Origin of the sequence: Sphingomonas hankookensis, assembly GCF_001619955.1 — a bacterium.
Lineage (GTDB): Bacteria > Pseudomonadota > Alphaproteobacteria > Sphingomonadales > Sphingomonadaceae > Sphingomonas > Sphingomonas hankookensis_A.
Window position 1 is genome coordinate 1 of record NZ_LQQO01000031.1, and the last position, 25540, is coordinate 25540.

The 25540-nt window shown below is 65.3% G+C and carries 20 protein-coding genes and 1 tRNA gene; 5 read left to right on the forward strand and 16 right to left on the reverse strand.

Translation table 11 applies throughout. The features are described from left to right. The 3 genes from AVT10_RS18270 to AVT10_RS18275 form a co-directional block, all read right to left on the reverse strand. A partial coding sequence (locus AVT10_RS18270; RefSeq protein ID WP_198158571.1) for a hypothetical protein occupies positions 1-877 on the reverse strand: 877 nt, incomplete at its 3' end. A 521-nt stretch (positions 878-1398) separates the two neighbouring features. Beyond that, positions 1399-2564 (reverse strand): IS3 family transposase gene (locus tag AVT10_RS11515; protein ID WP_157092761.1). Its coding sequence is split into 2 segments (ribosomal slippage): positions 1399-2312 and positions 2312-2564, totalling 1167 coding nucleotides; the frame shifts between segments, so codons are not numbered across the junction. A gap of 116 nt (positions 2565-2680) precedes the next feature. Next, positions 2681-2917, reverse strand: a complete 237-nt coding sequence (locus AVT10_RS18275; protein ID WP_232307995.1) for a helix-turn-helix transcriptional regulator — start codon at positions 2915-2917, stop codon at positions 2681-2683. A gap of 196 nt (positions 2918-3113) precedes the next feature. Between AVT10_RS18275 and AVT10_RS11525 the strand changes: the two genes are divergently transcribed. After that, positions 3114-4310: a tyrosine-type recombinase/integrase gene (locus AVT10_RS11525; RefSeq protein ID WP_232307996.1), complete on the forward strand. Its 1197-nt coding sequence runs from the start codon at positions 3114-3116 to the stop codon at positions 4308-4310. Between the two features lie 23 nt (positions 4311-4333). Here the strand turns inward: AVT10_RS11525 and AVT10_RS11530 are convergent. The 8 genes from AVT10_RS11530 to AVT10_RS11565 all read right to left on the reverse strand — a co-directional run bounded on the left by AVT10_RS11530 (position 4334) and on the right by AVT10_RS11565 (position 11356). Then, a tRNA-Leu gene (locus AVT10_RS11530) sits at positions 4334-4419 on the reverse strand. Positions 4420-4456: 37 nt separating this feature from the next. Further along, the gene (mmsB, locus tag AVT10_RS11535; protein ID WP_066691366.1) at positions 4457-5344 is read right to left on the reverse strand and encodes a 3-hydroxyisobutyrate dehydrogenase; all 888 of its coding nucleotides are present in this window, start codon (positions 5342-5344) and stop codon (positions 4457-4459) included. Positions 5345-5355: 11 nt separating this feature from the next. Continuing rightward, a complete protein-coding gene (locus tag AVT10_RS11540; protein ID WP_066691368.1) occupies positions 5356-6132 on the reverse strand; it encodes an enoyl-CoA hydratase in 777 nt (258 codons plus the stop codon). Positions 6133-6147: 15 nt separating this feature from the next. Next, positions 6148-7188 carry an enoyl-CoA hydratase/isomerase family protein gene (locus AVT10_RS11545; RefSeq protein ID WP_066691377.1) on the reverse strand — a complete coding sequence of 347 codons (1041 nt, stop codon included), beginning with the start codon at positions 7186-7188 and terminating at the stop codon, positions 6148-6150. Next, positions 7185-8324: an acyl-CoA dehydrogenase family protein gene (locus AVT10_RS11550; RefSeq protein WP_066691380.1), complete on the reverse strand. Its 1140-nt coding sequence runs from the start codon at positions 8322-8324 to the stop codon at positions 7185-7187. The genes AVT10_RS11545 and AVT10_RS11550 overlap by 4 nt, the downstream gene beginning before the upstream one ends. After that, entirely contained in the window at positions 8321-8716 is a 396-nt protein-coding gene (locus AVT10_RS11555) for a RidA family protein (RefSeq protein ID WP_066691383.1), read from the reverse strand. The genes AVT10_RS11550 and AVT10_RS11555 overlap by 4 nt, the downstream gene beginning before the upstream one ends. Further along, entirely contained in the window at positions 8713-9645 is a 933-nt protein-coding gene (locus AVT10_RS11560; protein ID WP_126013076.1) for a polysaccharide deacetylase family protein, read from the reverse strand. Before AVT10_RS11560 ends, AVT10_RS11555 begins: the two co-directional genes overlap by 4 nt. Positions 9646-9826: 181 nt before the next feature. Continuing rightward, on the reverse strand, positions 9827-11356 hold the full coding sequence (locus AVT10_RS11565) for a CoA-acylating methylmalonate-semialdehyde dehydrogenase (protein ID WP_066691386.1): 1530 nt from the start codon (positions 11354-11356) through the stop codon (positions 9827-9829). 132 nt (positions 11357-11488) lie between these two features. On the opposite strand from AVT10_RS11565, the gene AVT10_RS11570 reads away from it, so the two are divergent. Further along, a complete protein-coding gene (locus tag AVT10_RS11570; protein WP_066691389.1) occupies positions 11489-11767 on the forward strand; it encodes a DUF2798 domain-containing protein in 279 nt (92 codons plus the stop codon). A 22-nt stretch (positions 11768-11789) separates the two neighbouring features. On the opposite strand, the gene AVT10_RS11575 is transcribed toward AVT10_RS11570, so the two are convergent. Next, positions 11790-13748: a metallophosphoesterase gene (locus tag AVT10_RS11575; RefSeq protein WP_198158572.1), complete on the reverse strand. Its 1959-nt coding sequence runs from the start codon at positions 13746-13748 to the stop codon at positions 11790-11792. A gap of 213 nt (positions 13749-13961) precedes the next feature. Between AVT10_RS11575 and AVT10_RS11580 the strand changes: the two genes are divergently transcribed. Next, positions 13962-15194, forward strand: a complete 1233-nt coding sequence (locus tag AVT10_RS11580) for a glycoside hydrolase family 27 protein (RefSeq protein ID WP_232307997.1) — start codon at positions 13962-13964, stop codon at positions 15192-15194. 175 nt (positions 15195-15369) lie between these two features. Here AVT10_RS11580 and AVT10_RS11585 read toward each other — a convergent pair whose 3' ends face one another. Next, complete coding sequence (locus AVT10_RS11585) at positions 15370-16500, reverse strand: SGNH/GDSL hydrolase family protein (protein ID WP_066691415.1); 1131 nt, start codon at positions 16498-16500, stop codon at positions 15370-15372. Positions 16501-16613: 113 nt separating this feature from the next. Here AVT10_RS11585 and AVT10_RS11590 point away from each other — a divergent pair, with 113 nt between their 5' ends. Then, positions 16614-17633, forward strand: a complete 1020-nt coding sequence (locus tag AVT10_RS11590) for a cupin-like domain-containing protein (protein ID WP_066691398.1) — start codon at positions 16614-16616, stop codon at positions 17631-17633. A 52-nt stretch (positions 17634-17685) separates the two neighbouring features. Here the strand turns inward: AVT10_RS11590 and AVT10_RS11595 are convergent, their stop codons facing one another. The 3 genes from AVT10_RS11595 to AVT10_RS11605 are packed head-to-tail and all read right to left on the reverse strand — an operon-like array spanning position 17686 to position 21988. Next, positions 17686-19176 carry a tryptophan halogenase family protein gene (locus tag AVT10_RS11595; protein ID WP_066691401.1) on the reverse strand — a complete coding sequence of 497 codons (1491 nt, stop codon included), beginning with the start codon at positions 19174-19176 and terminating at the stop codon, positions 17686-17688. Beyond that, positions 19173-20486 carry a tryptophan 7-halogenase gene (locus tag AVT10_RS11600; protein ID WP_066691407.1) on the reverse strand — a complete coding sequence of 438 codons (1314 nt, stop codon included), beginning with the start codon at positions 20484-20486 and terminating at the stop codon, positions 19173-19175. Before AVT10_RS11600 ends, AVT10_RS11595 begins: the two co-directional genes overlap by 4 nt. Continuing rightward, the gene (locus AVT10_RS11605; RefSeq protein WP_232307998.1) at positions 20483-21988 is read right to left on the reverse strand and encodes a tryptophan halogenase family protein; all 1506 of its coding nucleotides are present in this window, start codon (positions 21986-21988) and stop codon (positions 20483-20485) included. The genes AVT10_RS11600 and AVT10_RS11605 overlap by 4 nt, the downstream gene beginning before the upstream one ends. Before the next feature lie 202 nt (positions 21989-22190). Between AVT10_RS11605 and AVT10_RS11610 the strand changes: the two genes are divergently transcribed. Next, positions 22191-25460, forward strand: a complete 3270-nt coding sequence (locus AVT10_RS11610; RefSeq protein ID WP_066691409.1) for a TonB-dependent receptor — start codon at positions 22191-22193, stop codon at positions 25458-25460. The last annotated feature ends 80 nt before the right edge of the window (positions 25461-25540 follow it).

The window sequence follows — 25540 nt, forward strand, 5'->3', positions numbered from 1 at the left end:
TCGATGGACCACTCAGAAGGGGGCAGCTCAAGATATCGATTTCGACGGTACGGCTACCGTTTAGGGTGATGAACGGTCGCTTTCTCCTATCCATCGCCTGATAGCCGCCCCCGATTGAATAGAGCCTACCGCCCTTATCCAACCCCGCCCCGGTTGTGTCGCCGAGGTTGAAGCCACGGCAGAAGCCTCCGTGTTCCGCGTTGCCGATATCGACCGCAGCAAAAAACGCATTCAGTCGCTGTACCGGTGCTGACAGGGCAATGACGCGGGGATCAGCCTTATCAAGTGGCAACAGCGCGCCCTTAATCTTCTTCCTTCGACACCGCTCTGATCCTGCTCGCAAGGTAATAGGTTGTCGAACATGCGAAGGGCGGGGCTTGGATATGAAATGACGCTCATAGTCAGCCAGAAACACTCCATAGAGCGCTGCAAGCTCAAGTAGCTTAGGTGTTGCCCATAATTCCGTTGCCGGCGCTGTAACGCCTTCTTTGGCGCTTGGCCTTACACCGGGGATGGTATCGATATAACCGGTAGCAAGCAGTCCGTTAAAAGCATCAATGAACGGATAATAGCCGATGGTCGGGAAGCCGGGCACTTCATCCCCTTGCCTGTTGAAGGTAACTGCATCCTTTGTACGAAAACATCGCCTTGGCGGTTCCATAGCCTTCGCGCGCAATAGATCGGCCAACATTGCTCCAACAGCATTTCCTAGCTTCTTGGTTGGCTTGTATTTCTTAGCCAACTTCCTGTGAACGATTCCAACTAGATCGTTCTGCAGATTCATTGCTTCTTCTGAATGAGTCTTACCATTCAAACTCATGAAGACTGGCTTATTAGATTCCTTTGATACTGATTCTAAAACTAAAACTGATTCCATGATTGTAATTAAATTACCTTATATGTTAAAATTAGAAAAGGAAAGGAAGAGAAGACAATAAGGAACTATAGGCATAATGTTTTTAAACACAGCAGGACACAAGTTACCTTATGTTTAGGTATATTTAGACGATGTGTTGAATGCACGTTTATCCTCCGCTTCCGAACACATCGAAAACGTTAAATTTAACACGCCCAAAAAATACGAACATCAATCCCCAAGGGGAATTGCGCGGCACGGCCGGTAGAAAAGACTACCGGGATGGATTTACCGCGCAATCATGTGAACCTCACGGAAGCGCGGTCACGTCGAACAATCAATTGCCGCTGACAAACGGCGTACCGGCAAAGTTTCGCGACGCAGAATCCAGTAGTCACCAACACTCTCTGCCACCCACCCCCGCCTTGCAGCTTCGGTAAGTACGAGCCGTGACTCCGAGTAGCGAACGACGCTGGCAGCCTTGATCCGAACCGGACCACCCTCCCGCGCAACCTTGGAATTGGTGACGTGACCCCAGTCTTTCATCCAGCGGCAACCAGAGACCGACCGGTATTGTCGCGCATGAGCGCAGGTGAAGCAACTGGCGGGGTTAACCCCGCCAGTTGCGGTTCGAACCCGGCAGCGAACGCGGCCGGGGTAGCGTAGCCGAGCGACGAGTGCGGTCGCTCGGTGTTGTAGTCGTCGACCCAGCGGGCGAGGATCGAGCGGGCCTGACCGATGGTGAAGAATAGCGTCTCGTTGAGCAGCTCGTCGCGCATGCGACCGTTGAAGCTCTCGACGAACCCATTCTGCGTGGGCTTGCCCGGCGCGATGTAATGCCATTCGACGCCTGCATCGCCCGACCAGGCGAGCACCGCGTTCGACGTCAGTTCGGTCCCGTTGTCGCTGACGATCATCTTCGGCTTGCCACGCTCGGCGATCAAATCGGTCAATTCGCGCACGACCCGCCGGCCCGAGATCGAGGTGTCTACCACCGCTCGGAGGCATTCGCGCGTGACGTCGTCGACGATGTTGAGCACGCGGAACCGCCGGCCGGTGACGAGCTGGTCGTGCACGAAGTCCAGGCTCCAGCGCTGATTGGGAAGCGCCAGCATCGGTGCGGGTGCCCGCGCGCCCACCGCGCGCCTTCGCCCCTTCCTGCGCCTGACCGTTAGCCCCTCTTCCCGGTAGAGCCGCTGGGTCTTCTTGCGGTTGATCGTGATGCCGTCCCGGCGCAGCAGGATGTGCAGACGCCGATAGCCGAACCGCCGGCGCTGCTGCGCCAGCTCACGCAAACGCGACCGCAGGTCGCCATCATCTGCCCGGCAGGAGCGATACCGCATGCTCGTGCGATCCGCTCCGACAACCGTACATGCCCGCCGCTCGCTCATCCCCAGCGTCGCCTGGAGATGCGCAACCGCTTGTCGCTTCGCGGCGGGCGTCACCACTTTTTTGACAGCAGTTCTTTCAACCCCGCGTTGTCGAGCATCGTGTCAGCAAGCAGCCGCTTGAGCCGTGCATTCTCCTCCTCAAGCGACCGCAGACGCTTCGCGTCGGACACCTCTAGCCCCCCAAACTTCGCCTTCCACGCGTAATAAGTCGCGCTCGACATCCCGTGCTTCCGGCACAGCTCGGTCACCACCGCGCCCGCCTCGGCCTCCTTCAGGATGCCGATGATCTGCTCTTCCGTAAACTGCTTCCGCTTCATTTCGTCCGTCCCTTCGAGGGGCCGGTTTCTAGGTCCAGGTGGATGAAGAAACGGGGGTCACGTCATTGGCGAACAAGTTGCTTGCCCATGTTTCAGGTCTGACCCAACGCGCCATATCATGAGCTTCCGTTGGCGACGAACCGCTCAAGGTCCGCCAACCAATAGAACCGCCGACCGCCCACCTTGAAGCTAGATGGCCCGTAGCCTTTCAAGGCCCAATTTGCGAGCGTTGCCGGTGCAAAGCCAAGAAAATCAGCCGCCTCCTTACGGTTCAGACGAGCCATACCATGATCCACTTCAACGAAAACGTCGCGTTTTCGAAAATGCCCCGGAGTCGATGATTTGACACTCATACAATATATCCTTCATTGGTCAGGTATGCCGAGTCGCTCGACTCCGCGTGGCCTGCCTATGATCGGTTGGCCTGCGGCACAATGCTTAGTGTAAGCGATACTCTAAGCACTACCATCTACACTAGTAGACGACTATAGTAAGGACCACACTCTAGTGACTACTCGCTACTCAAAGCTATCGCGAAACCAACTTCGGTTGTTGCAACCCGGCCAGAAAGTGAGTGAGCGCGGGATCGAGGTCACACGGACCAAGAAGGGCGACCTAAGCTACACCGTTGCCATTATGGTGGACGGCAGACGCATTCACACAACCTTGGGGTTGGAAAGTGAGGGCGTAACTAGGCAGCAAGCCGAGGACGCTGTGGCGGCGTTTAAAACCCGTGCGCGTGAGGGGAGGCTCGATCTCCCAACTGGTCGCAAAACCCACCGGACATTTGCAGAGGCGGCAAAAGAGTACCTGCGCCGGATGGAAAGCGGCGGCGGTAAAAACATGAAGGCGAAGCATAACCATCTAGGCGAGTTGGCCACCGCCACCGGGAAGAAGCGCAGCAAGGCAGATGGGCCTTTGCTTCGCGCGTTCGGCAAATACCGAGCGGACAAGGTGACGACCTTCGACGTTCAGCAATACGTTCAACACCGTATGAGCGCGGGGATCGCTCAAGCGACTGTCAACCGCGAACTCGCGACCCTATCCCACGCCTTCAAGCGCATGATCGAATGGAAATGGATCAAAGCCGAGGACGCACCTGCGATCAAGAAGGGTGAAGAACCCCGCAAGGCGATTACCGTATTGAGCGACACCGACATTGCCGCGCTTTCGAAAGCTGCGGCCTCCGATCAAGACAGGCTTCTAGGGCTGTTCGTCGCGTGTGGCCTAAACACAGCAATGAGACATAGCGAAATTTTGCGCATTCGCTTCGATCAAATCGACTTTGACGCACGTCGAATCTTCGTTGCCAAGGCAAAAGCAGGCAGCAGAGAGCAACCGATCACCAACGGGTTGGCTGCTATGCTCAAAGCCGCGCAGGAAGCGTCATCGGATCGAGTTGGCTGGGTCTTTCCGTCTAGCCGACAGAACGGGAAATATCCTCACCGGCAAAGCATGGCAAAACAGTTTCTGCGTGCGGTGAACCGAGCCGGTTTGACCCCATCAAAGGTGACACCCCACATCATGCGTCACACGGCAATCACGACGTTGGTGCGTGAAAATGTCGACGTCCCTACGATCCAGAAGATTAGCGGGCATAAAACGTTCTCGATGGTCCTTCGCTACGTCCATATCCACGGGCGACACATCGACGATGCCATTGCGCGGTTGGATACACAGGAGTTTGCGATTTCACAGGATTTACACAAGGCAGGTTCGGCAACTTCTGCTGCCAAAGCTGCATAGCCCCAAAAACAGCGGAAAACCGCTGGTACGGACGGCGGGACTTGAACCCGCACTCCCAAAGGGAAGCGGATTTTAAGTCCGCTGCGTCTACCGATTTCGCCACGTCCGCAGGCAAGGGGCGTTCCAAGCGGATCGCCGCGCTGCCGTCAAGCCGCGCCCTGTCGCAGCGTCTGGATGATCCCGGAGAAATCGGTCGCGGCGTTGCCGTCCTCCACGAAGCGGGCGTAGAGTTCGGCGGCACGCGCGCCCATCGGCGTGTCGGCGCCTGCCCCCGCCGCCGCCTGCATGGCGAGCCGCAGATCCTTGAGCATCAGCGCGGCGGCGAACCCGCCCTGAAACCCGCGATCGGCGGGCGTTTCCGGCCCCACGCCCGCGACCGGACAATAGCTGGTCATCGACCAGCACTGGCCCGAACTGACCGACGAAATGTCGTAGAAGGTCTGCGGGTCCAGCCCCAGTTTCTCCGCCAGCGCGAACGCCTCGCAGGTCGCGATCATCGACGCGCCGAGCAACATGTTGTTGCACATCTTGGCGGCCTGGCCCGCGCCGCTTGTCCCCGCATGGATCACCGCCTTGCCCATGTCCGACAGGAACGGTTCGGCCTTGGCAAAGGCCGTGTCGCTGCCACCGACCATGAAGGTCAGCGCGCCGGCATTCGCGGCGGCGATCCCACCCGATACCGGCGCGTCGACCGCGTGCAGTCCCTTCGTCCGGGCGGCTTCGGCGACCTTCCGGGCGGTATCGACATCGATCGTCGAACAGTCGATCAGCACCGCGCCGGTATCGACCGTATCGAACAGCGCATCGTCATAGATTTGCGCGACATGGGCGCCGGCAGGCAGCATCGTCACCACCGCCTGTGCGCCGGCGGCCGCCTCCACCGCATCGGCTACGACCAAGCATCCCGCCGCCTTCGCGCGCGCCAGCGCCTCGGCGGACAGGTCGAACGCGCGGACGTCATGCCCTGCCTTCGCCAGATTGGCCGCCATGCCCCCGCCCATATTGCCGAGGCCGATAAAGCCGATGCGTGCCATTGCGTGCTCTCCTACCGCCCGGTCCAGTTGCCGGGGCGCTTCTCGACAAAGGCGGTCATGCCTTCCTTCTGGTCCGCCGTGCCGAACAGCCCGTGGAACAGGCGGCGTTCGAACTGGACCCCCTGTGCCAGCGTCGTGTCGAACGCGGCGTTGACCATTTCCTTGTTCGCCTTGACCGCCAGCGGGGCCATGGCGGCGATCGTCTGGGCAGTCTTCACCGCTTCCTCGACCAGATCGTCGGCGGGCACGATGCGCGCGACGAGGCCGCAGCGTTCCGCTTCCTCCGCACCGATCATCCGGCCGGTGAGGCACATTTCCATCGCCTTCGCCTTGCCGACCGCCCGCGTCAGGCGCTGCGACCCGCCCATGCCCGGCGTCACGCCCAGCTTGATCTCGGGCTGGCCGAACTTCGCGGTGTCGGCGGCCAGGATGAAGTCGCACATCATCGCCAGCTCGCACCCGCCGCCCAGCGCAAAGCCGGCGACCGCCGCGATGATCGGCTTGCGGGTGCGGGTGAAGGCGTCCCAGCCGCTGAAATGGTCGCCGCCATACATGGCCGCGAAGTCCATTTCCTGCATCTCCTTGATATCCGCCCCGGCGGCGAACGCCTTTGCCGACCCGGTGATGACTGCGCAGCCCTGGGTCGAGTCGGCATCGAACGCGCGCATCGCGTCCAGCAGTTCGGACAGGATCTGCGCGTTCAGTGCGTTCAGCGCCTGCGGCCGGTTCAGCGTGACCAGCGTCACGGCATCGCGGCGTTCGACGAGTATGGTTTCATAGTCGGACATGCGGGTTCCTCGAACTCAGTACGGCTGCCATTCATCGGCGGGGGACAATGGGGCAAAGATTCGGTCGATCATGTGGTCGCTGACCGCGGCCGGCGTGGCCGGGTCCCATTTGGGCGCATGATCCTTGTCGACGATCACCGCCCGCACGCCTTCCACAATGTCGGGCCGTTGGACGATGCGGGTGACGACGGCATATTCCTGTCGCATCTCGTCCTCGAAGGTCGGCATGGTCGCCCCGTCGAGCAGCAGCTTCAGCGACACCTTGCACGACAAAGGTGACCGCTGACGCAGCGTCGCCAGCTGTGCCTGCGCCCAGTCCGACCCGTCCGCCTCCAGCGCGGCCAGCACTTCCTCGAAATCGTCGCTGGCAAACAGCCGGTCGATCGCCTCGCGCTGCGACAGAATCGGCGCGTCGCCCGCCGGCATCGCATGGTCGGATAGGATCGCCTCCGCCGCCAGCGGATCGGCGGCAATCGCCTGCTTCACAGCATCCAGCGTCTCGGCTGGCAGCAAATGCGTCGCCAGCCCCAGCGCCAGCATCTCCGCCCCGTCCAGCCGCGCGCCGGTCAGCGCGAGATACTGGCCGATCCTGCCGGGCAGGCGCGACAGATACCAGCCGCCCCCGACATCGGGGAACAGGCCGATCGCGGTTTCCGGCATGGCGAAACGGCTGTTCTCGGTCGCGACCCGCAACTTGCACGGCTGCGAAATGCCGACCCCGCCGCCCATCGTCACCCCGTCCATGAAGGCGATGGTCGGCTTGGCATAGGTGAACAGCCGGTGGTTCAGCCGATATTCGGTCGCGAAGAAGGCGCGCGCGGCGGCGCCATCCCCGGCGCTGCTCTCGGCAATCATGCGGATATCGCCGCCGGCGCAGAAGCCGCGTCCCTCGGCATGGTCGATCAGGATCACGTGGACCGCCGGGTCCTCACGCCATTGCTCCAGCGCGGCGAGCATGGCGTCGCACATCGCGTGGTTCAGCGCGTGCAGTGCCTTGGGCCGGTTCAGCCGAATCCGGCCGGCATGGCCTTCGACCATGGTCAGCACGTCGCTCATTTCAGCAGGTCCCGCCCGACGATCATCCGCATCACCTGGTTCGTGCCCTCGAGGATCGAATGGACGCGAAGGTCGCGCCAGAAGCGTTCGATCGGATAGTCCATCAGATAGCCATAGCCGCCATGCAACTGCAGCGCCTGATCGACCACCTTCGATCCCGTATCGGTGGCGAAGCGTTTCGCCATCGCGGCGAAGCGCGTCTTGTCGGGGGCGTTGGCGATCACCTTGGCCGCGGCGGTATAGAGCAGCGCCCGCGCTGCCTCCAACTCGGTCGCCATGTCGGCGAGGGTGAACTGCGTGTTCTGGAAGTCCGCAATCGGCTTGCCGAACTGCTGCCGCGCCTTGGTATAGGCGATCGCCTCGTCGAGGCAGCGCTGCGCCCCGCCCAGCGAACAGGCGCCGATGTTCAGCCGACCGCCGTCCAGCCCCTGCATCGCGATCGAAAAGCCCTGCCCCTCGGCGCCGACCAGATTGGCGGCAGGCACGCGCACTTGGTCGAGGATCACCGCACGGGTCGGCTGCGAATGCCAGCCGAGCTTGCGTTCGTTCGCCCCGAACGAGACGCCCGGCATGTCCTTCTCGATCAGCAGGCACGAAATGCCCTTCGGCCCCTCGCCGCCCGTGCGGACCATGACCAGATAGACGTCATTGTCGCCCGCGCCGGAGATGAACTGCTTGGTACCGGTGACGATATAGTCGTCCCCGTCGCGCACCGCCTTGGTCTTCAGCGCCGCCGCGTCCGATCCCGACGACGGTTCGGTCAGGCAATAGCTGGCGAGCTTGTCCATCGTCACGAGGTCGGGGAGGAAGCGCGCCTTCAACTCGGCCGACCCGAACGCATCGAGCATCCATGCCGCCATGTTATGGATCGAGATGAAGGCGGAGGTCGACGGACAGCCATAGGCCATCGCCTCCATGATCAGCGCCGATTCCATCCGGCCAAGCCCGATCCCGCCCGATTCCTCGGACACATAGATCGCCGCGAAGCCCAGCTCCGCCGCCGCCTTGATCGTGTCGCGCGGGAAGATGTGCTTTTCGTCCCATTCGGCGGCATGGGGCGTGATCGCATCCGCCGTGAACCGGCGGGCAAGCTCCTGAATCTCGCGCTGGTCGTCGGTCAAATCGAACTGGGTCACGCTTCACTCTCCATTATCGCTTCGGCCTCGATCTCCACGCGCCATTCGGGGCGGAGGAGCGCTGCCACAACCAGCATCGTCGCGGCAGGCCGCACGCTGCCGAAAATCCTGCCATGCACCCGCCCCACCGCATCGGCATCGGCCGGGTCGGTCAGATACATGCGCGTGCGGACCACATCGTCGATCCGCTCGCCCAGTTGCTCGATCGCCTGCGCGATGATCGCGAAGCAGCGTTCCGCCTGTCGCGTTGCGTCACCCGGCGTGCTGCTGCCATCGGCCTCGACCGGAGCCGTACCCGATACGAGGATGCGGTCGCCGACACGCACCGCCCGGGCAAAGCCGATCGCGGCCTCATAGGGCGAACTGGAGGCAGTGTGTCGCCGCGCCGTCACTTCGCCTCGTGCAGCACGCGCTGCCGATAGAGGGGGTCGGCGATCGACAGCGTGTTGCGCTCATACCAGCGCGGTGCCGGCACGCCGTGTTCCCACGCCATTGCCTCCAGCAAATTGCCCTGCGCCGATGGGGTGTCGGGCTGCGCCTTCGCGATCGGATCGCGATAGGCGGCGTCGGCAGTCACGATCTCCCACCCCTTCTTGCGAAGGCCGGCCACCAGATCGGCGATCCAATAGGCGGCAAGGTCGGTTTCGTGCAGCAGCATCACCTGCACCGGCTGCCGCCCCAATGCCTTGCGGGCGAGGGCGTCGGCAAACTCGGCGGATTGGACATGAGTCTCCACATAGAGGTCGCGCAGGGCGTCCATGTCGATCGGCTTGCCCGCCTTGCGCGCGTCGGCGGTCAGGTTTTCGATGTTCCAGTCCGACCCGTCGACCGTGACATAGCCGTTCGACAGCTTGCGCGCGGCAAGCCCCGAGCGGACCGCATCGCGCTTCGCCTTGTCGGTGCCGCCTTCATCGAGGAAGGGAAAGCGGAACCATGGCCGCAGTCCCTTGCGACCCATCAGCCACCCGCTCGCCCGGTCGATATCGGCCAGATAAGCTTCAGCCGTCATCGACTTGAGCGCGGGGTGGCTGAAGCTGTGATTGGCGATGACGTGCCCCGCCCGGACATAGGCCGCAATCCGCCGCTCGCCCCCCGCCCCGTCCGGCGTCGCCAGATTGCCCGGCACGACAAAGAAGGCGGCCTGCCGCACCTTCGCCTCGCGCAGCCCGGCGATGATCCGCTCGGTCCGTTCTTCGGGCGTCAGAAACGGTCCGCGTGAGCGCGGCGCATCGTCGAAGGTCAGCGCGATACGTTTCTGGGCGATGGCGGGGACGGCCGTCGCCAGCACCATCAGCATGGCCATGATCAGACGTCGCAGCATCTTGGAAATTCCCTCGGGCACAGCGTGACCAGTCGACATGGTGCGATTAGCCCCCCTTCTCGTCACCCCGGACTTGATCCGGGGTCCCGCTTTTTCTCGTCCGCCGCAGAAGGAGCGGGACCCCGGGTCAAGCCCGGGGTGACAGGGAAAAGCGATGTCGGGACACACGTGACCGACCATCTCACCCCATCGTGGGAATGACGAACGCATCCTGCGTCCGCGCCGCCGCGCCGTCCTCGGCCTGGGTGCCCATCGCCGATCCGTCGGGCCAGCGCTGGGTGATCGTCTTCACCTTCGTCCAGAAACGCACGCCTTCTTCGCCATGCTGGTTCACGTCGCCGAACGCGCTGCGCTTCCACCCGCCGAAGCTGTGATAGGCGACCGGCACCGGGATCGGCACATTGATGCCGACCATGCCGACATTCACGCGGGCCGCAAATTCGCGCGCGGCATGGCCGTTGCGGGTGAAGATCGCGACGCCATTGCCGTACTGATGCTCGCTCGGCAGGCGCACGGCGCTTTCGAAATCGTTCGCGCGGACGATCTGGAGCACGGGGCCGAAGATTTCCTCGCGGTACGATTCCATCTGCGGCGTCACATGGTCGAACAGCGTCGGGCCGATGAAGAAGCCGCGCTCATGGCCCTGCAGGCTGAACCCGCGTCCGTCGACCACCAGTTCGGCGCCTTCCTCGACACCCTTGGCGATCCAGCCTTCGACCCGCGCCTTGTGCTGCGCGTTGACGACCGGGCCGTAATGGGCGTCGGCATCGGTCGACACGCCGACCCGCAGCGCGGCGATGGCGGGGATCAGTTTTTCGCGCAGCGCCGCCGCCGTCTTGTCGCCGACTGGCACCACCACCGGCAGCGCCATGCAGCGCTCGCCCGCCGATCCGAACGCCGCACCGGCCAGATCGGCAACCACCTGGTCGAGATCGGCGTCGGGCATGACGATGCCGTGGTTCTTGGCCCCGCCCATCGCCTGCACGCGCTTACCCGCCGCGACGCCGCGCTTGTAGACATAATGGGCGATGTCGGACGACCCGACGAAGCTGACCGCGCCGATCGCCGGATGGTCGAGGATTGCGTCGACCACCGTCTTGTCGCCATGGACGACCTGCAGGATGCCCTCCGGGGCGCCCGCCTCCAGCATCAGTTCAGCGAGGCGCACCGGCACCGACGGGTCACGCTCGCTGGGTTTCAGGATGAAGGCATTGCCGCAGGCGATGGCGACGCCGAACATCCACATCGGGATCATCGCCGGGAAGTTGAACGGGGTTATGCCCGCACCGATACCCACGGGCAGCCGCATCGAATAGACATCGATCCCCGGCCCTGCGCCCTGGGTGTAATCGCCCTTCAGCAAATGCGGCACGCCGCAGGCGAATTCGATGACGTCGAGGCCGCGCTGGATATCGCCCTTGGCGTCGGCGATCACCTTGCCATGCTCGCTCGACAGCAGCTCGGCCAGTTCCTGCATGTTCGCTTCGACCAACTGCTTGAACGCGAACAGCACGCGGGCGCGCTTCTGCGGGTTGGTCGCGGCCCAGCCGGGCTGCGCCGCCTGCGCCGCCGCCACCGCGCGGTCGAGATCGGCGGCGGTGCCGAGGCGGACATGCGCCTGCACCTCGCCGCGATTGGGATCGAACACCGCGCCGGTCGCGCCGTCCGTTGCCGTCTTGTCGCCCGCGATTACATGATCGATGACCCGCATAGTCTCTCCTGTCGGCTCGCGGTGGCTGGTCTGTCGCCGACTCATCCGCGTGTAATTTTATTGCTTTTGGCATAGCCGTACTCAGCGGGCAATCGCCGGAACCAGATTCCGGCGCGGTCGCTTGGGGCTGCAATGAACGACACCTCTCCCCCGGCCCGCGCGCAAGAGACGGTGAAGGTCCGGTCGCGCTTTCGCTATCGCCTGACCTCATCGGTCATCAACGCACTGATCTTTTCCTCGCTGATCGGCGCGGTCAGCGCGCTGGTACGGGTCGGGCCAGCGGGCTTTTGGGACGCGTTCGTTCAGGGCGCACCGATCGGCTTCATGACCGCGCTTCCCGCCTCGCTGCTGGTCGTGCCGCTGGTGCAGCGGCTGGTCGACCGGCTGTTCGGCATCGACCCGCCCGAATGACGGGAAGCGCGGGCAATCGCCCCTACCCCAGCTTGAACTCGTCGAACTTGATCGGGTCGCGCGCCGGATAACGCGTGTCGAACGCATAGGAGGTGAGCAGTCCGGTGCCGGTATCGAACACGGTATAGGCGGTGATGTCGTTGCTGGTCAGGAACGGCACGTTCTGCGTCGCGCCGGCCAGTTCGACCTGCGGATTGCGCAGGGTCGGCAGCGCCATCGGCCGGTCGTGCGGATCGTCCTCGCGCGGGTAATCGTCGGGGTTCCAGCGCAGCGAGGTGAGGCCGGCGACCTGCGCCTCGGTCGGCGGACCCGAACGGCGCGGCGACAGGTTGCTGACATAGGCGCCATAGCTGTTCCCGACGTTCGACGTCTCGATATAGTGCATGTTGCCGACCTTGCTGCGGCACCACAGATGCGAATGGCCGACCTGCACCAGTTGCACCCCTGCGGCGGTCAGCAGCGGTTCGATATCGTTTCGCCACAGGTCCTTCGACAGCGGATAGTCATATTTGACGTAGCGCATCCGCCCGGCGTCCAGCACCGGCTGAATCTGCCCGTTCCATGTCGCGCGGTCGATCGGGAAGGCGAACGGCCCCATGGTGCGGATCGCGCCGGTCGCGTCGGTGTACTCGAACGTCGCCTCGGTCTGCGCCATGACCGGCGTGGCATTGTCGCCAAGGCCGAACACCGACTGGTGGACGAGCACGATCTTGTACTTGGCCGAACGGAAGGCGTCGCTGGCCAGCACTTCCTGCAACCACTGATATTGCCGCGACCCCCTGGCGAAGGGATGGAACTGGAAATCGCCGAAGCCCCAGGCGGACGGATCGTTGATCGCCGCCGTCGCCTCGGTCAGCTTGCCGCGGCTGTTGGCGGTCCAGCTGCGCCAGATGCGGTTGCCGTCCATCGCGATCAGGAAGGTGTCGCCGATCCGCTGCGCATAATAGCGCCCGCCCTCCGGTCCCTGCGGCAGGGTGAAGATCTCCTCGTAGGAAATCGTCTCGTAGCTATTGTCCTGGATCCAGCGTTCGCGGATCGCGGCGTCGCCCGACGGGTTCACCGTCGCCGCGACGCGGTCATAGCGCAGTTCGGCATACCAGCGCGGCTGCGGATCGTTGAACATGGTGTTGAGGTTGTTCGCCGGGTTCCACCGCCCCGAATATTCGTGATTGCCGAGGATCGGATAGATCACGCCGCTCTGGAGCAGCGGCCCCCCGGTATAGGTCGATGCCGGCTGCCATTTGCGTATCGTCCCCTGCAACGCGCCGAAGAACGGCGGCAGGTTGAGCGTGCCATTGTCGAACCATTCCGACGCCCGGTTGGGCACGTTGACCAGATCGCCTGCGAACAGCACGACGTCGATCGGCGCCAGCGTCTCCGCCACGCGTTCGTAATTGGCCGACGCCATCTTCTTGAGCTGCAGGTCCGACGTCAGCAGGAACCGCGTCGCCTGTCCCGCCGCCGGCAGCGGTTGCAGCGTGCCTTCGCTGCTGCGCATCGTCTTGTTGCCGTCGCTGCTGATCGCGACATAGCGCTGCCGCCCGGCCGATGCCGACAGGCCGGTGACGACCGCTTCGTGCCGCCAGATGTCGCGCTGGGTCAGTCCCGCATAGCTGCGGCCGGTAACGGTCGAGCTGGCATCCTCATACATGCGCGACAATTTGGTCGAGGTCGCCAGCACCTGCTGCCCGAACCCGCTGCCGTAGCGGACGGCATGGTCCCTGCCCCGGAATTCGGTGAACCACACCACCCGCACCGAATCGGTGGTCGGCAGTTGCAGGAACGGTTCGGTCAGCACCAGCGGCTCGGCGACGAACGTCTCGGTCGGCAGCGCCGCGCTGGTCGGGGTCGGTGTGGGAGTGGGCGTCGGTCCCGGCCTGGCGATCAGCCCGCTGCCGCCATCGTCGCACCCGACCAGCAACCCGCTGGTCGCCGCCGCGATCAACCACCCCGTCCGCTTCGTGAAACTGCGCCGATCCATGTTCGCCCCCATGTCGTTCGTTCGAACGTCGCTACGCAGCGGCGATGACGGGGGCGTAACGAGCCCGTGACAGTTCGGGGACGGCCATAACGCGCAGCTATGCGCCCATGCCCCACCGCCATTCGTCGGACGCCATTGACAACGCAGTCAGATTAATAAGATAAATTGATTGCATAAATCCGGACGACTGCGTCACGGGTCAGGGAGAGGCAGATGCCGGCACGTTTTTCGACCATCCTCGCCATGCTATGCGCGGGAGTGTGCGCCGTTCAGCCGGCCGCAGCGCAGGAGGTGCTGGACACCGATCCCAACACGCTGGCCCCGTCGAAGGACCCCAAGCGCGTTCCCAACGGCTTGGCGCAGACGCCGCCGATGGGGTGGAACAGCTGGAACAAGTTCGCCTGCAACGTGAACGAAAAGGTCATCCGCGCCACCGCCGACGCCATTGCGTCGAACGGCATGCGGGAAGCGGGTTACGAATATGTCGTGATCGACGATTGCTGGCACGGGACGCGCGACGCCAACGGCTTCATCACCGAGGATCGCGAGCGCTTCCCGAGCGGACTGAAGGCGCTGGGCGACTATATCCATGGCAAGGGGCTGAAGTTCGGCATCTATTCTGATGCCGGCACCAAGACGTGCGGCGGTCGGCCCGGCAGCCAGGGGCATGAGTATCAGGACGCGATCCAATATGCCCGCTGGGGCGTCGATTACCTGAAATACGACTGGTGCTCGACCGGGGTCCGCAATGCCGAGGAAGCCTATGCCACCATGGCCGACGCGCTGAAGGCGAGCGGCCGGCCGATCCTGTTCTCGATGTGCGAATGGGGCAATAACCGGCCTTGGCTGTGGGGTCAGAAGATGGGCAATATGTGGCGCACCACCGGCGACATCACCGACAAATGGACCGGCAAGCATAATTACAGCTGGGGCGTGGCGTCGATCGTCGACATGAACGAGCCGCTCTGGCCCTATGCCGGGCCGGGCCACTGGAACGACCCCGACATGCTCGAAGTCGGCAATGGCGGGCTGACCGACACCGAGTATCGCGCGCATTTCTCGCTCTGGGCGATGATGGCCGCACCGCTGATCGCGGGCAACGACGTCGCGACCATGAACCAGGCGACGCGCGACATCCTGCTCAACCGCGAAGTGATCGCGGTCGATCAGGACAGGCTGGGCCAGCAGGGTCGCCGCGTGGCGCGCGACGGCACCAGCGAGGTGTGGGTCAAGCAGATGGCCGATGGCGGGCGTACTTTGCTGTTGTGGAACCGGGGCGAGACGCTGGCGCGGATCACCGCCGAGTGGACGACGCTGGGCCTGCCCGCCGACGTCCGGTTGAAGGCGCGTGACCTGTGGGCGCACAAGGATCTGGGGCGGATGTCGCGGCGTTACAGCGCCGAAGTCGCGCCGCATGGCGTGGCGATGGTTCGGTTGAATCCGTAGGGTCGTCCCACAATCCTCGTCACCCCGGACTTGATTCAGGGTGACGCTTCTACCGACGCTGGCGTCCAATCAATATTGACCGGACGTCATCCCAGCGAAGGCAGAGATCTCCCGGTGGCAGCACGGCGCAGGAGCCGCTGGAGACCCCAGCCTTCGCTGGGGTGACGCCCAGTATTTACCGCGCCCACACACCCTTGTGCCCCTCGATCGCCTTGCCGATCGCATCCGCAATCTTCGTGTCGTCGGCGACGTTGGGGTGGAAATGGCATCCGCCGAAGCTCAACCCCGTCACCGGCACCACCGCGAGGCGGGTTTCGCCGGCCGCGCGCAGCTTGTCGCCGACCTTGCCGACTTCGCGTGCGATCTCGCCCCCGGCCAGATCGGTCGCCCACAGCACGAAGAACGCCCGCGGGCTGCGGCGGCGCAGGTCCTGCACGAAGCGGACATAGCGGTTTTCGTAATCGGCGTGGAGCGCGTCGCGGCTCTTCCAGCGCTCCTCCGGTTTCAGCGGGGTGGAAAAGTCGTTGGTGCCGAGCGCAATGACGATCACCTGCGGCTGCCAGTCGGCATCGTCGGCGGGCGTCTTTCCGTCGAACAGCGCGTATGGATAAGCCTCGGGCACGGTCGGCGCGGCGAACCCGCCATAGTTGCGCACGATCCCGCGCCCGGAAATGGCGTTGACCCGGTAGGCCGCACCGTAGCGGCGTGACAATTGCCCGGCGATGCCCTGCGACGTATCGGTCGTCTCCCACACCTGCCCCTCGGTACAGTCGCGGGCGGGTGAGGCGTTGCCATAGCCAACGGTGTGCGAATCGCCGATGAATTCGATCGCGCGCGCCCGGACGGCCGGGGCGGCGAGCGGGGTCGATCCGGCGGGCGCGAACAGGCCGCCGAACGCAGTGGCGCCGGCCTGCGATTCGCTGACCACATCGACGCGGACGCGGTGGCGCCCCGGCCCGTTCGCCTTCACCCGGTAGCGGCCGGGCGCGGGCCGGACCAGCGCGACGGGGGCGGCGGCGTCGATGCGGACGCGCAGCGATACCTCGCCCGGCCCCACCGCGACATCGACCGCCGGCCCCTGAAAGCTGCCTTCGAAATAGGTGCCGGGCCATTGCCGGCGATAGCGCGCCAGATTGCCCTCCCCAGCGACCACCCGCCCGCCGATGCGCAGCGGCAGCGCGCGGCCGGCGGGGGCATCGGCGGGCAGCGGGCGGAGCGCGAGATCGGCGGGGGTCTGGGCAGCGGCACCGGCGGCGCCCAGCACCAGCATCAGCGGCAGGCCCGCGCGGAACAGGGACAGGGGCATCGACGTCTCCTCCAGCCGGCGCGCAGGCTGCGCCACAAAAACGGTGTCTTTTGCCGCGCATAGCTGGCACGCACGGCCCGTCCAGCGGAAAAGACGGGCGACGGAAGAAGAAGATGAGCGACTGGATCGACAAGGCCGACCGCGTGACCGAAGCGGCGATTCCGACGGATGCCGCCGGGTTCGATGCATTGCTCGATGCGGCGCGCCCGGTGGTGCTGCGCGGCCTGGTCGCCGACTGGCCGGCGGTGGCGGCGGCCGCGCAGGGGCCGGCGGCGATGGCGGCCTATCTGCGGCGCTTCGACGGGGGCAAGCCGCTGGGGCTGTTCGCCGGTCCGCCTGCCATTGACGGGCGTTTCTTCTACCGCGACGACATGCGCGGGTTCAATTTCGAACGCGGCAACATTCCGCTGCCGGTGCTGCTCGACGCGCTGCAACAGGCGGCGGGCGAAACCACTCCGCCCGCCTTCTATGCCGGGGCAAGCGCGGCGAAGGATTATTTCCCCGGCTGGACCCGCGACAATGTCCTCCCGTTGCCGACCGGCGACGCCACCGCGCGGCTGTGGGTCGGCAATGGCAGCCGAGTGTCGGCGCATTTCGACATGGCGAGCAATGTCGCGGTGGTCGTTGCCGGGCGGCGGCGCGTCGTGCTTTTCCCGCCCGAACAGATCGCCAATCTGTATATCGGCCCGCTCGACGTCACCATGGCGGGCCAGCCGGCGACGATGGTCGATATCGAGCGGCCCGACCCGGCGCGCTTTCCGCGCTTTGCCGAGGCGCAGGGTCAGGCGATCGTCGCCGATCTGGGACCGGGGGATGCGATCCTGATCCCGACCTTGTGGTGGCATGAGATTCGCGCGACCGGCGCGCTGAACGTGCTGGTCAATTACTGGTGGACGCGCGGCACCCCCGATGCGCCGTTCCTCGCGCTGGTCCATGCGATCCTCGCGGTACGCGACCGGCCGGCAGCGGAGCGTGCGGCGCTCAGGACATGGTTCGACCATTATGTCTTTGGCGACGACGCGCCGGCGGTGGCGGATCACCTGCCGGTCGAGGCGCGCGGGGTGCTGGGGGCGCCGGGGCCGGAGCGCGATGCGCGGATACGGGGGTATCTGCGGCAGATGCTGGGGGGTTGAGGGGCCCCGCTCGTCATTGCCGCACAGGCGGGAATGACGAAGAGGCGGGTCATCACTCCAACCGCATCAGCACCGCGCCATGCGACGGCAGGGCGGCGACCGCCGCCGCCGTGGCGCTGCGCATCTGGCGAAGGGCGCCGGCCAGCCGCTCCTCGTCCAGCGCATCGGCGACCGGGTCGTGGCCGACCGGATCAACCCCCTGCCCCAGCAGCACCGCGACCCAGCTGGGCATCGCGAACAGCTCGTCCTCATAGCGGAACACGCGGCCCTTGTGCCGGAACAGGTCGAGCTTGCGCGTCAGGCTGTCGGGCACGTCCATCGTGCGGACATGGTCCCAGAAGGGGGAATCGTCGCGTGCCGTCGCGTGGTAATGCAGGATGATGAAGTCGCGGATCGAACGGTAATTGTCCGCCATCTGCCGGTTATATTCGTTGCGCTCGACAGTTGAGAAGCTGCGGTCGGGGAACAGCGCGAACAGCTTGGATATGCCCTGCTGGATCAGGTGGATGCTGGTCGATTCGAGCGGTTCGAGGAACCCGCCCGACAGGCCGATGGCGACGACATTGCCCTCCCACATCCGGTGGCGCTGTCCGGCGGTGAACGACAGGCGGCGGGGGGCTGCGGTGGGGGCGGAATCGAGGCGGGAGAGCAGCAGTCGTTCCGCTGCGTCATCATCGATGAAGCGGCTGCAATAGACCACGCCGTTGCCGGTGCGATGCTGCAGCGGGATGCGCCATTGCCACCCCGCGACATGCGCGGTGGCGCGGGTATAGGGCAGCACCGGCTCGGTCCGTTCGCTCGGCACCGCGATGGCGCGGTCGCAGGGCAGCCAGTGCGACCAGTCCTCGAACCCCACGCCCAGCGTGTCGCCCAGCAGCAGCGAGCGGAAGCCCGAGCAGTCGATGAACAGGTCGCCCGCAATCCGGCGGCCATCGTCCAGCACCACCGCCGCGACATGCCCGTTGTCCGCGCGCTCGACGGCGACGATGCGCCCCTCGACTCGCGCGACGCCGTCCGCCTCGGCCCGGCGGCGCAGGAACGCGGCGTAGAGCGTCGCGTCGATATGATAGGCATAGGCCATGCCCGACAGCGGCGAGCGCGGATCGCCGACCGGCGGGCCGAAGGCGGCGGCGCGGGCGGCGACGGTGCTCGGTGAATAATCGGCGATCGGGCCGATGCCGGCCTGGCCGCGGAGCTTGAGCCACAGCTGGTGGAAATTGATCCCCTCGATATCGCGGCCGAAGCTGCCGAAGGGGTGGAAATAGCCGCTGTCGGGGCGGTGCCAGCCGGCGAACTCGATGCCGAGCTTGAAGCTGCCCTTCGTCTCGCGCAGGAACTCCGCCTCGTCGATGCCGAGCAGCTTGTTGAAATTGAGGATCGACGGGATCGTCGCCTCGCCCACGCCGACCGTGCCGATCGCGTCGGATTCGACCAGCGTGATGCGGCGCTGCCCGTCGTCGAGGAAGCGCCCGGCGGCGGCGGCGGTCATCCAGCCGGCGGTGCCGCCGCCGACGATGACGACATGGGCGATGGGGTCGGTCATGCGGAATAGTCCAGTGCGGCGAGTCGGGCGGCGAGGTCGTTCAGCAGGCGGGCGGCTTCGGCAGGTGCGACCGACAGCGCGATCGGATCGGGCCGTTCGGGCCGCATCCCCTGCCCCAGCAGCACCGCGGTCCACGCGTCGCGCTGGACCAGTTCCTCGTCCGCCGGCACCACCTGCCCCCGTCGCGCGAACTGGGCGAGCAGGCGGTCGAGCGATGCAGGGCAGCTGTTGTCGCGCAGGCGGTGCCAGAAGGATCCCTGTATGCGTCCGCGACCGTGATAATACAGCCCGAGAAAGTCGCGCATCCGACCGGCCTGCAGCCCCGCGCGGCGGTTATATTCGGCCTGCAACAACGGCTCGGGATCGCGTGCGGGGAGCAGTTCGAGCAGCAGCGCGAGCTGGCCGAGCGCGAGGGTGAAGCCAGCGCGGCCGAGCGGGCCGGGCTGCACCGCCGCATCGCCCAGCGCGATGATCCGGCCGGCAAAGGAGGCGGTCAGGCGGCCGGGCGCGATGATGATCCCGTCCTCTTCGGTTTCGACGCGGACGCCGGGCCAGATCGCGTGCCAGCCCTTGGCGGTCGCGCGGTAGCGGTCGGTCGTGCCGGGGTCGTCGTCGCTCGGGACGAAGGAGACGTGGTCGGCAGGCAAAGCGTCACGCCAATCCTCGAACGCGCGGTCGCTGCACAACAGGCGCGCGGGGCCGCTGGCATCGATCAGCAGGTCGGCGGCGACGCGCGTGCCGTCCTGCAGCCGGATGGCGTCGTCTGCCTCGACACCGGCAAAGGGTGCCGCAAAGCGCACCCCGGCCTGTCCGCCGATCGACGCCAGCGCCTTTGCCATGCGGGCTGGATCGAGATGCAGCGCCGGCTCGACGCGCGGGTCGGTGATCCCCGCCGCCGCCGCGACGCAGGACGGGTTCAGGGCGTGAAACGGCGGCACCCGCTCGCGGGCATTCCGCGCACGCAGCCACAGAGCGGACAGGCGCCCTGCGGCCAAAGTCGCGGCGGCATCGTCACCGACCATCCAGTCCGTGCCCTCGCGGCTCCAGTCGGCAAAGACGCTGGCATAGCGCGGCCGGGCGACCCCGCGCGCCAACAGCAGGTCGGGCGGCATGCCGATCCGCGCCAGCACGTCATGGACCGACGGCAGCGCCAGCGGGAAGCGGTCGGCCAGCGCATCGGCCGGGACCGGGGCCGGCACCAACGTCACCTCCGCCGCCGGCAATGCCTGTTTCACCGCCACCGCGCTCACCAGCGCGACAGGCCCGCCGCCGACCACCGCGACCGATCGCAACGCGCTACGCACGTTCATGCCAGCCGCTCCAGCGCCGCGTCATGGGTCGGCATCGCCGCCACCCGATCGGCGATCGCCCGGGCCAGCGACCCCAAAGCCCGGTCCAGCCCGGCAGCATCAGGCAAATCGGCGCGCGGGTCCCAGCCGTCCGGGACCACCCCCTGCCCCAGATAGACCGCGACCCAACTGGGTTCGAGGAACAGGCCATGGCTGTACTTCGACACTTGCGCGCTCCCCCGCCACAGCGCCAGCTTATCCGCCAGCGTTTCGGGGATCGCCATTGTGCGGACGTGGCTCCAGAAGGGCGAATCGTCGCGCGTCGTCGCGTGATAATGCAGGATCAGGAAGTCGCGGATGCGGTCATATTCGGCATCGATCGCCGCATTGAACCCGTCGCGATCGACCGGCGCCACCTGTTGCCCCGGAAAATGTTCGATCAGCGACGTGATCGCCGCCTGCACCAGATAGATGCTGGTCGATTCGAGCGGTTCGAGAAAGCCCGACGCCAGCCCGACCGCAACGACATTCCCGACCCAGCTCCGCCGCCGCCGCCCGGCACGAAACCGCAGGAACCGCGGCTCGGCCAGCGCCGGCCCGTCCAGTCCGGCGAGCAGTGCGGCGGCGGCTTCGTCGTCGGACACATGGCCGCTGGCATAGACATAGCCATTGCCGACCCGGTGCCTGAGCGGAATGCGCCAGCGCCATCCCGCCGGCATCGCCGTCGCGCGGGTATAGGGTTCGATCACCCCGTCGGGGCTGGCACAGGGCACCGCCACCGCCCGGTCGCACGGCAGCCAGTGCGACCAGTCCTCCCACGGTTCCCCCAGCGCTTCGCCCAGCAACAGCGAGCGGAACCCCGAGCAGTCAACGAACAGGTCGCCCTTGACCCGGCGGCCATCGTCCAGCGTCACCGCGCGCACGGTGTCGCCGTCACGCTCGACCGCGACGATCCGCCCCTCGACCCGCGTCGCGCCGCGTGCCTCCGACCAGTCGCGCATAAACGGTGCGAAGCGGGTGGCGTCGAACTGATAGGCATAGCCGAACGAGGTCGTCGGGTCGTTCGGATCGCCGCCCGGCCGTTCGAACCGCCGCTGCTCGGCCGCCGTTACCCCGGCGGAAAAGGCGCCGATCGGCGGCATCGCCCCCGCGCTCGCCCGGCGCAGCCAGTAATGATGGAACGCAACGCCCCCCAGCGGCCGGCCATAGGTGCCGAAAGGATGGATATAGCGGTCGCCGATCGCGCCGAAGTCGCGAAACTCGATGCCGAGCTTATAGGTCGCCTCGGTCGCCGCCATGAACGCCGCCTCGTCGACGCCGAGTCGTTCGAGATAGAGGCGCAGATGCGGTAGCGTCGCCTCGCCCACGCCGACGATGCCGATCGCTTCCGATTCGATCAGCGTGACGGTGCAGGCCGCCGGCAGCAAGCCGACCAGCCCCGCTGCCGTCATCCATCCCGCCGTACCGCCGCCCACGACGACGACCCGGACCGGATTGCACCTATCCTCCATCCCCTCGACCATCCGCTCCCGTCGCCCATCTGTCACCGTGAGGACACACTGACAACGTTATCGGCAATTGGGAAATCGATTTATACTATTTCTGTTGTGTTGCTGAAATCGCGGTCCTACCGGGACGATAACCCGCGATTGCGAGGTTGTTGACCGCGTCCATAAGGGACAAAGGGGAGGAAGCGTGATGGTGGTTCGCCATAAGCAGGTTGCTATGGACGGTTTGAAGGCGCGCAAGCGGCTGGGTGCGACGGCATCGATGCTCGCGCTGACGGTGGCGGTGCAGCTGGCTGCGACCGGCGCCATGGCCCAGACGACGGTTGCGCCCGCATCGCGCGACGACACGTCGAAGCCGCAGACCGAAGTTCCGCCGCAGACCGACGGCATTCCTGCCGGCAGCAACGCGGGCAAGCGCCCCGTGTCGGGCAGCACCTCGATCGAAAACCAGGGCACCGTCGACCAGTCGAACGTGACGGCATCCGACGTCCAGACCCCGGGCGCCGCTACGACGGACGGAGATGACATCGTTGTCACCGGCCTGCGTCAGTCGCTGGCGAACGCACAGTCGATCAAACGCAATGCTGACACCGTTGTCGACGCGATCACCGCCGAAGATATTGGCGCCCTGCCCGACCGTTCGGTCAACGAAGCGCTGCAGCGCGTTGCCGGCGTCGCGATCACCCGCTTCGCCGCCGCGACCGACACCGCGCACTTCTCGGTCGAAGGCTCGGGCGTTACGATCCGCGGCCTGTCCTACGTCCGTGGCGAATTCAACGGTCGCGACAGCTTCGGCGTCGGCGGCGGTCGCGAAATCGGCTTCAACGACGTGCCGACCGAACTGGTCGGCTCGGTCGAGGTGTACAAGAACCTGACCGCCGACATGATCGAAGGCGGCATTTCGGGTTCGGTGAACATCAACACCCGCAAGCCGTTCGATACCAAGGATACGCTGATCTATCTGTCGGGCAGCGTGAACTATGGCGACTATAACGGTCGCAGCGAACCGGCCGTGGTCGGCCTGTTCTCGAAGCAGTGGAACCTGAACAACGGCGGCCGTTTTGGCATCATGGCCAGCGGCAGCTACAACCGCCAGCGCAGCCGGTCGGACTCGGTGTTCTATTCGGCGTTCCTGCCGCGCTACAACGACGACAAGAACGGCAATGGCGTGCAGGATGCGGGCGAAGGCCGCGTGCTGAACGCCGGCACCCCCTATCAGTCGACGCTGTTCGACCGCTATCCGGTGCCGTCGGGCCGCAACCTCGTCTACGTGCCGCTGGGTGCCGGCATGCGAATGCAGAATTTCGACCGCAAGCGCGTCGGCTATTCGGCGGCGGCGCAGTATGAGAACGCGTCGCGCAACCTGTTGGTCACCGCGCAGTTCCTGCGCGCCGAATCGTCGCAGACCTGGCTCGACCGGACCGTCGAACCCAATGTCTATTACGCCGACGCCAACGCAATCTTCCCGGCGGCCGGCACCACGCCGACCTATGACGATGACGGCATCTTCACCAACGGGACGCTGATCCGCGAGGGCGGCGGCCAGTACACCACGCTCGGCAACCGCTACTTCTCGACCAACGGTCATACCCAGGACCAGTCGCTGAACGTGAAGTGGGATCCGACCGATCGCCTGCACCTGAATTTCGACGGGCAGTATGTCTATTCGAAGGCGCGCGATTCGGACGACGTCGTCGAACTCGCGAACTTCAACGGCGTGCGGATCGATGGTCGCGGCGACGTGCCGCAGATCAACCTGATCCCGGCGAACGGCCAATCGGTGCGCGATTACTTCGCCAGCCAGACCAACACCTATATCCGCGACGCGATGAACAATCGCACCCATGCGGATGGCGACGAATGGGCGTTCCGCGCCGATGCGCAGTACGACGTGTCGGACGATTCGTTCCTGCGCAAGGTGCGCGTGGGTGGCCGCTATGCGACCCGCGACCAGACGGTGAAGGCCAACGACTACAACAACTGGGGCGCGGTGTCGGACACCTGGACCTCGGCGCTGGCGACCGTCGACAAGTATCGCGACAGCATGTCGCCGGTGAACTTCGCCGACTTCTATCGTGGGCAGGCGGTCCAGCCGCCGACGGCATGGGGCATCCGCGACAACATCCTGACCGACCATGACGCGCTGACCGCGCTGCTGCGCACGGCGACCCGTCAGGGCGGCGGCGGCTACACCCCGCTGGAGGATCGCGGCGCGAACCTCGTGGACGGCTATTTCCGGCCGAACGAAGTCTATCGCATCACCGAAAAGACCTATTCGGGCTATGCGCGTCTCGACTTCGGCGTCGACGAGATCGGTGGCGGCGAAGCCAACCTGTCGGGTAACATCGGCGTGCGCTTCGTCCATACCGAGGACCAGTCCTTCGGTGCGACGGCGTTCCCGAACATCGCCAACACGCTGGGCGGGTTCCCGACCGTGGCGGCATTCTGCGCCAGCCCGAACACCACCGGCACCGTCCGCCCGATCTGTACGCTGACCGCGGCGCAGCAGCAGGCGATCGTCGCCTTCTCGAACAACGGCTCGCTCAACGACGTCGCTGCGCAGAAGTTCGACAAGTGGCTGCCGAGCCTGAACATCAAGTTCCAGCCGAACTCGCAGCTGCTGTTCCGTATCGCGGCGTCGAAGGCGATTTCGCGTCCGGGCTTCACCGACCTGCGCAACTTCGTTGGCCTCGCACCCTCGGCGTCAAACACGACCGGCGTCTATGGCTTCTCGGCCAATGCCCGGAACCCGTTCCTGCGTCCGATCGATGCGAAGCAGGTCGACCTGACCGCCGAATGGTATTTCGCCAAGGTCGGCTCGCTGACCGCGGCCGTATTCTACAAGGAACTGTCGAACATCATCCTCGACAATTTCGGGTATAGCCGCAGCTTCACCAACAACGGTCAGACCTTCGCCGCCACGATCAACGGTCCGGTCAACGTGCCCGGCACCGCCAACATCAAGGGCGCCGAAATCTCGTACCAGCAAACCTACGACTTCCTGCCGGGCGCGCTGCGCGGGCTGGGGACGCAGGCGACGTTCACCTACATCTCGCCGGGTCAGTTGCCCAACGCACGGCCGGACAACCGTCCGGAAGACGGCAACCGTCCGCCGCTCGACGTCGCCGGCCTCTATGACGGCCTGCCGCTGGCGCAGCTGTCGAAGTACAACTTCAACGTCTCGGCCTTCTACGACCTTGCCGGCGTCTATGCGCGCATCGCGTATAGCTGGCGTTCGAAGTATCTGCTGACCAACCGCGACTGCTGCTTCCCGTTCCTGCCGGTCTATTCGGACGCGACGGGGCAGGCGGACGCATCGCTGTTCTACACGGTCAACCCACAGTTCAAGATCGGCATCCAGGTCCAGAACCTGCTCGACGCGACGACCAAGACGTCGTTCGTGCTGAACAGCGACGGCCTCGAGGCGCCCCGCTCCTACTTCAAGAGCGATCGCCAGTTCCAGCTGAGCGTCCGCCTGACCCTCTGATTTCCTTCCCGGAAACACCTGACCCCGGGGGTCGCGACCAACTGTCGCGGCCCCTCACATGGGAGTTCTCAGGTCAAGAG

Excerpts from the sequence above, each read along its gene's own strand:
- AVT10_RS18275 (WP_232307995.1), bottom strand. The coding sequence starts at position 2,917 with ATGAGTGTCAAATCATCGACTCCGGGGCATTTTCGAAAACGCGACGTT.
- mmsB (WP_066691366.1), bottom strand. The coding sequence starts at position 5,344 with ATGGCACGCATCGGCTTTATCGGCCTCGGCAATATGGGCGGGGGCATG.
- AVT10_RS11540 (WP_066691368.1), bottom strand. The coding sequence starts at position 6,132 with ATGTCCGACTATGAAACCATACTCGTCGAACGCCGCGATGCCGTGACG.
- AVT10_RS11545 (WP_066691377.1), bottom strand. The coding sequence starts at position 7,188 with ATGAGCGACGTGCTGACCATGGTCGAAGGCCATGCCGGCCGGATTCGG.
- AVT10_RS11560 (WP_126013076.1), bottom strand. The coding sequence starts at position 9,645 with ATGCTGCGACGTCTGATCATGGCCATGCTGATGGTGCTGGCGACGGCC.
- AVT10_RS11565 (WP_066691386.1), bottom strand. The coding sequence starts at position 11,356 with ATGCGGGTCATCGATCATGTAATCGCGGGCGACAAGACGGCAACGGAC.
- AVT10_RS11570 (WP_066691389.1), top strand. The coding sequence starts at position 11,489 with ATGAACGACACCTCTCCCCCGGCCCGCGCGCAAGAGACGGTGAAGGTC.
- AVT10_RS11575 (WP_198158572.1), bottom strand. The coding sequence starts at position 13,748 with ATGGATCGGCGCAGTTTCACGAAGCGGACGGGGTGGTTGATCGCGGCG.
- AVT10_RS11580 (WP_232307997.1), top strand. The coding sequence starts at position 13,962 with ATGCCGGCACGTTTTTCGACCATCCTCGCCATGCTATGCGCGGGAGTG.
- AVT10_RS11585 (WP_066691415.1), bottom strand. The coding sequence starts at position 16,500 with ATGCCCCTGTCCCTGTTCCGCGCGGGCCTGCCGCTGATGCTGGTGCTG.
- AVT10_RS11590 (WP_066691398.1), top strand. The coding sequence starts at position 16,614 with ATGAGCGACTGGATCGACAAGGCCGACCGCGTGACCGAAGCGGCGATT.
- AVT10_RS11595 (WP_066691401.1), bottom strand. The coding sequence starts at position 19,176 with ATGACCGACCCCATCGCCCATGTCGTCATCGTCGGCGGCGGCACCGCC.
- AVT10_RS11600 (WP_066691407.1), bottom strand. The coding sequence starts at position 20,486 with ATGAACGTGCGTAGCGCGTTGCGATCGGTCGCGGTGGTCGGCGGCGGG.
- AVT10_RS11605 (WP_232307998.1), bottom strand. The coding sequence starts at position 21,988 with ATGGTCGAGGGGATGGAGGATAGGTGCAATCCGGTCCGGGTCGTCGTC.
- AVT10_RS11610 (WP_066691409.1), top strand. The coding sequence starts at position 22,191 with ATGGACGGTTTGAAGGCGCGCAAGCGGCTGGGTGCGACGGCATCGATG.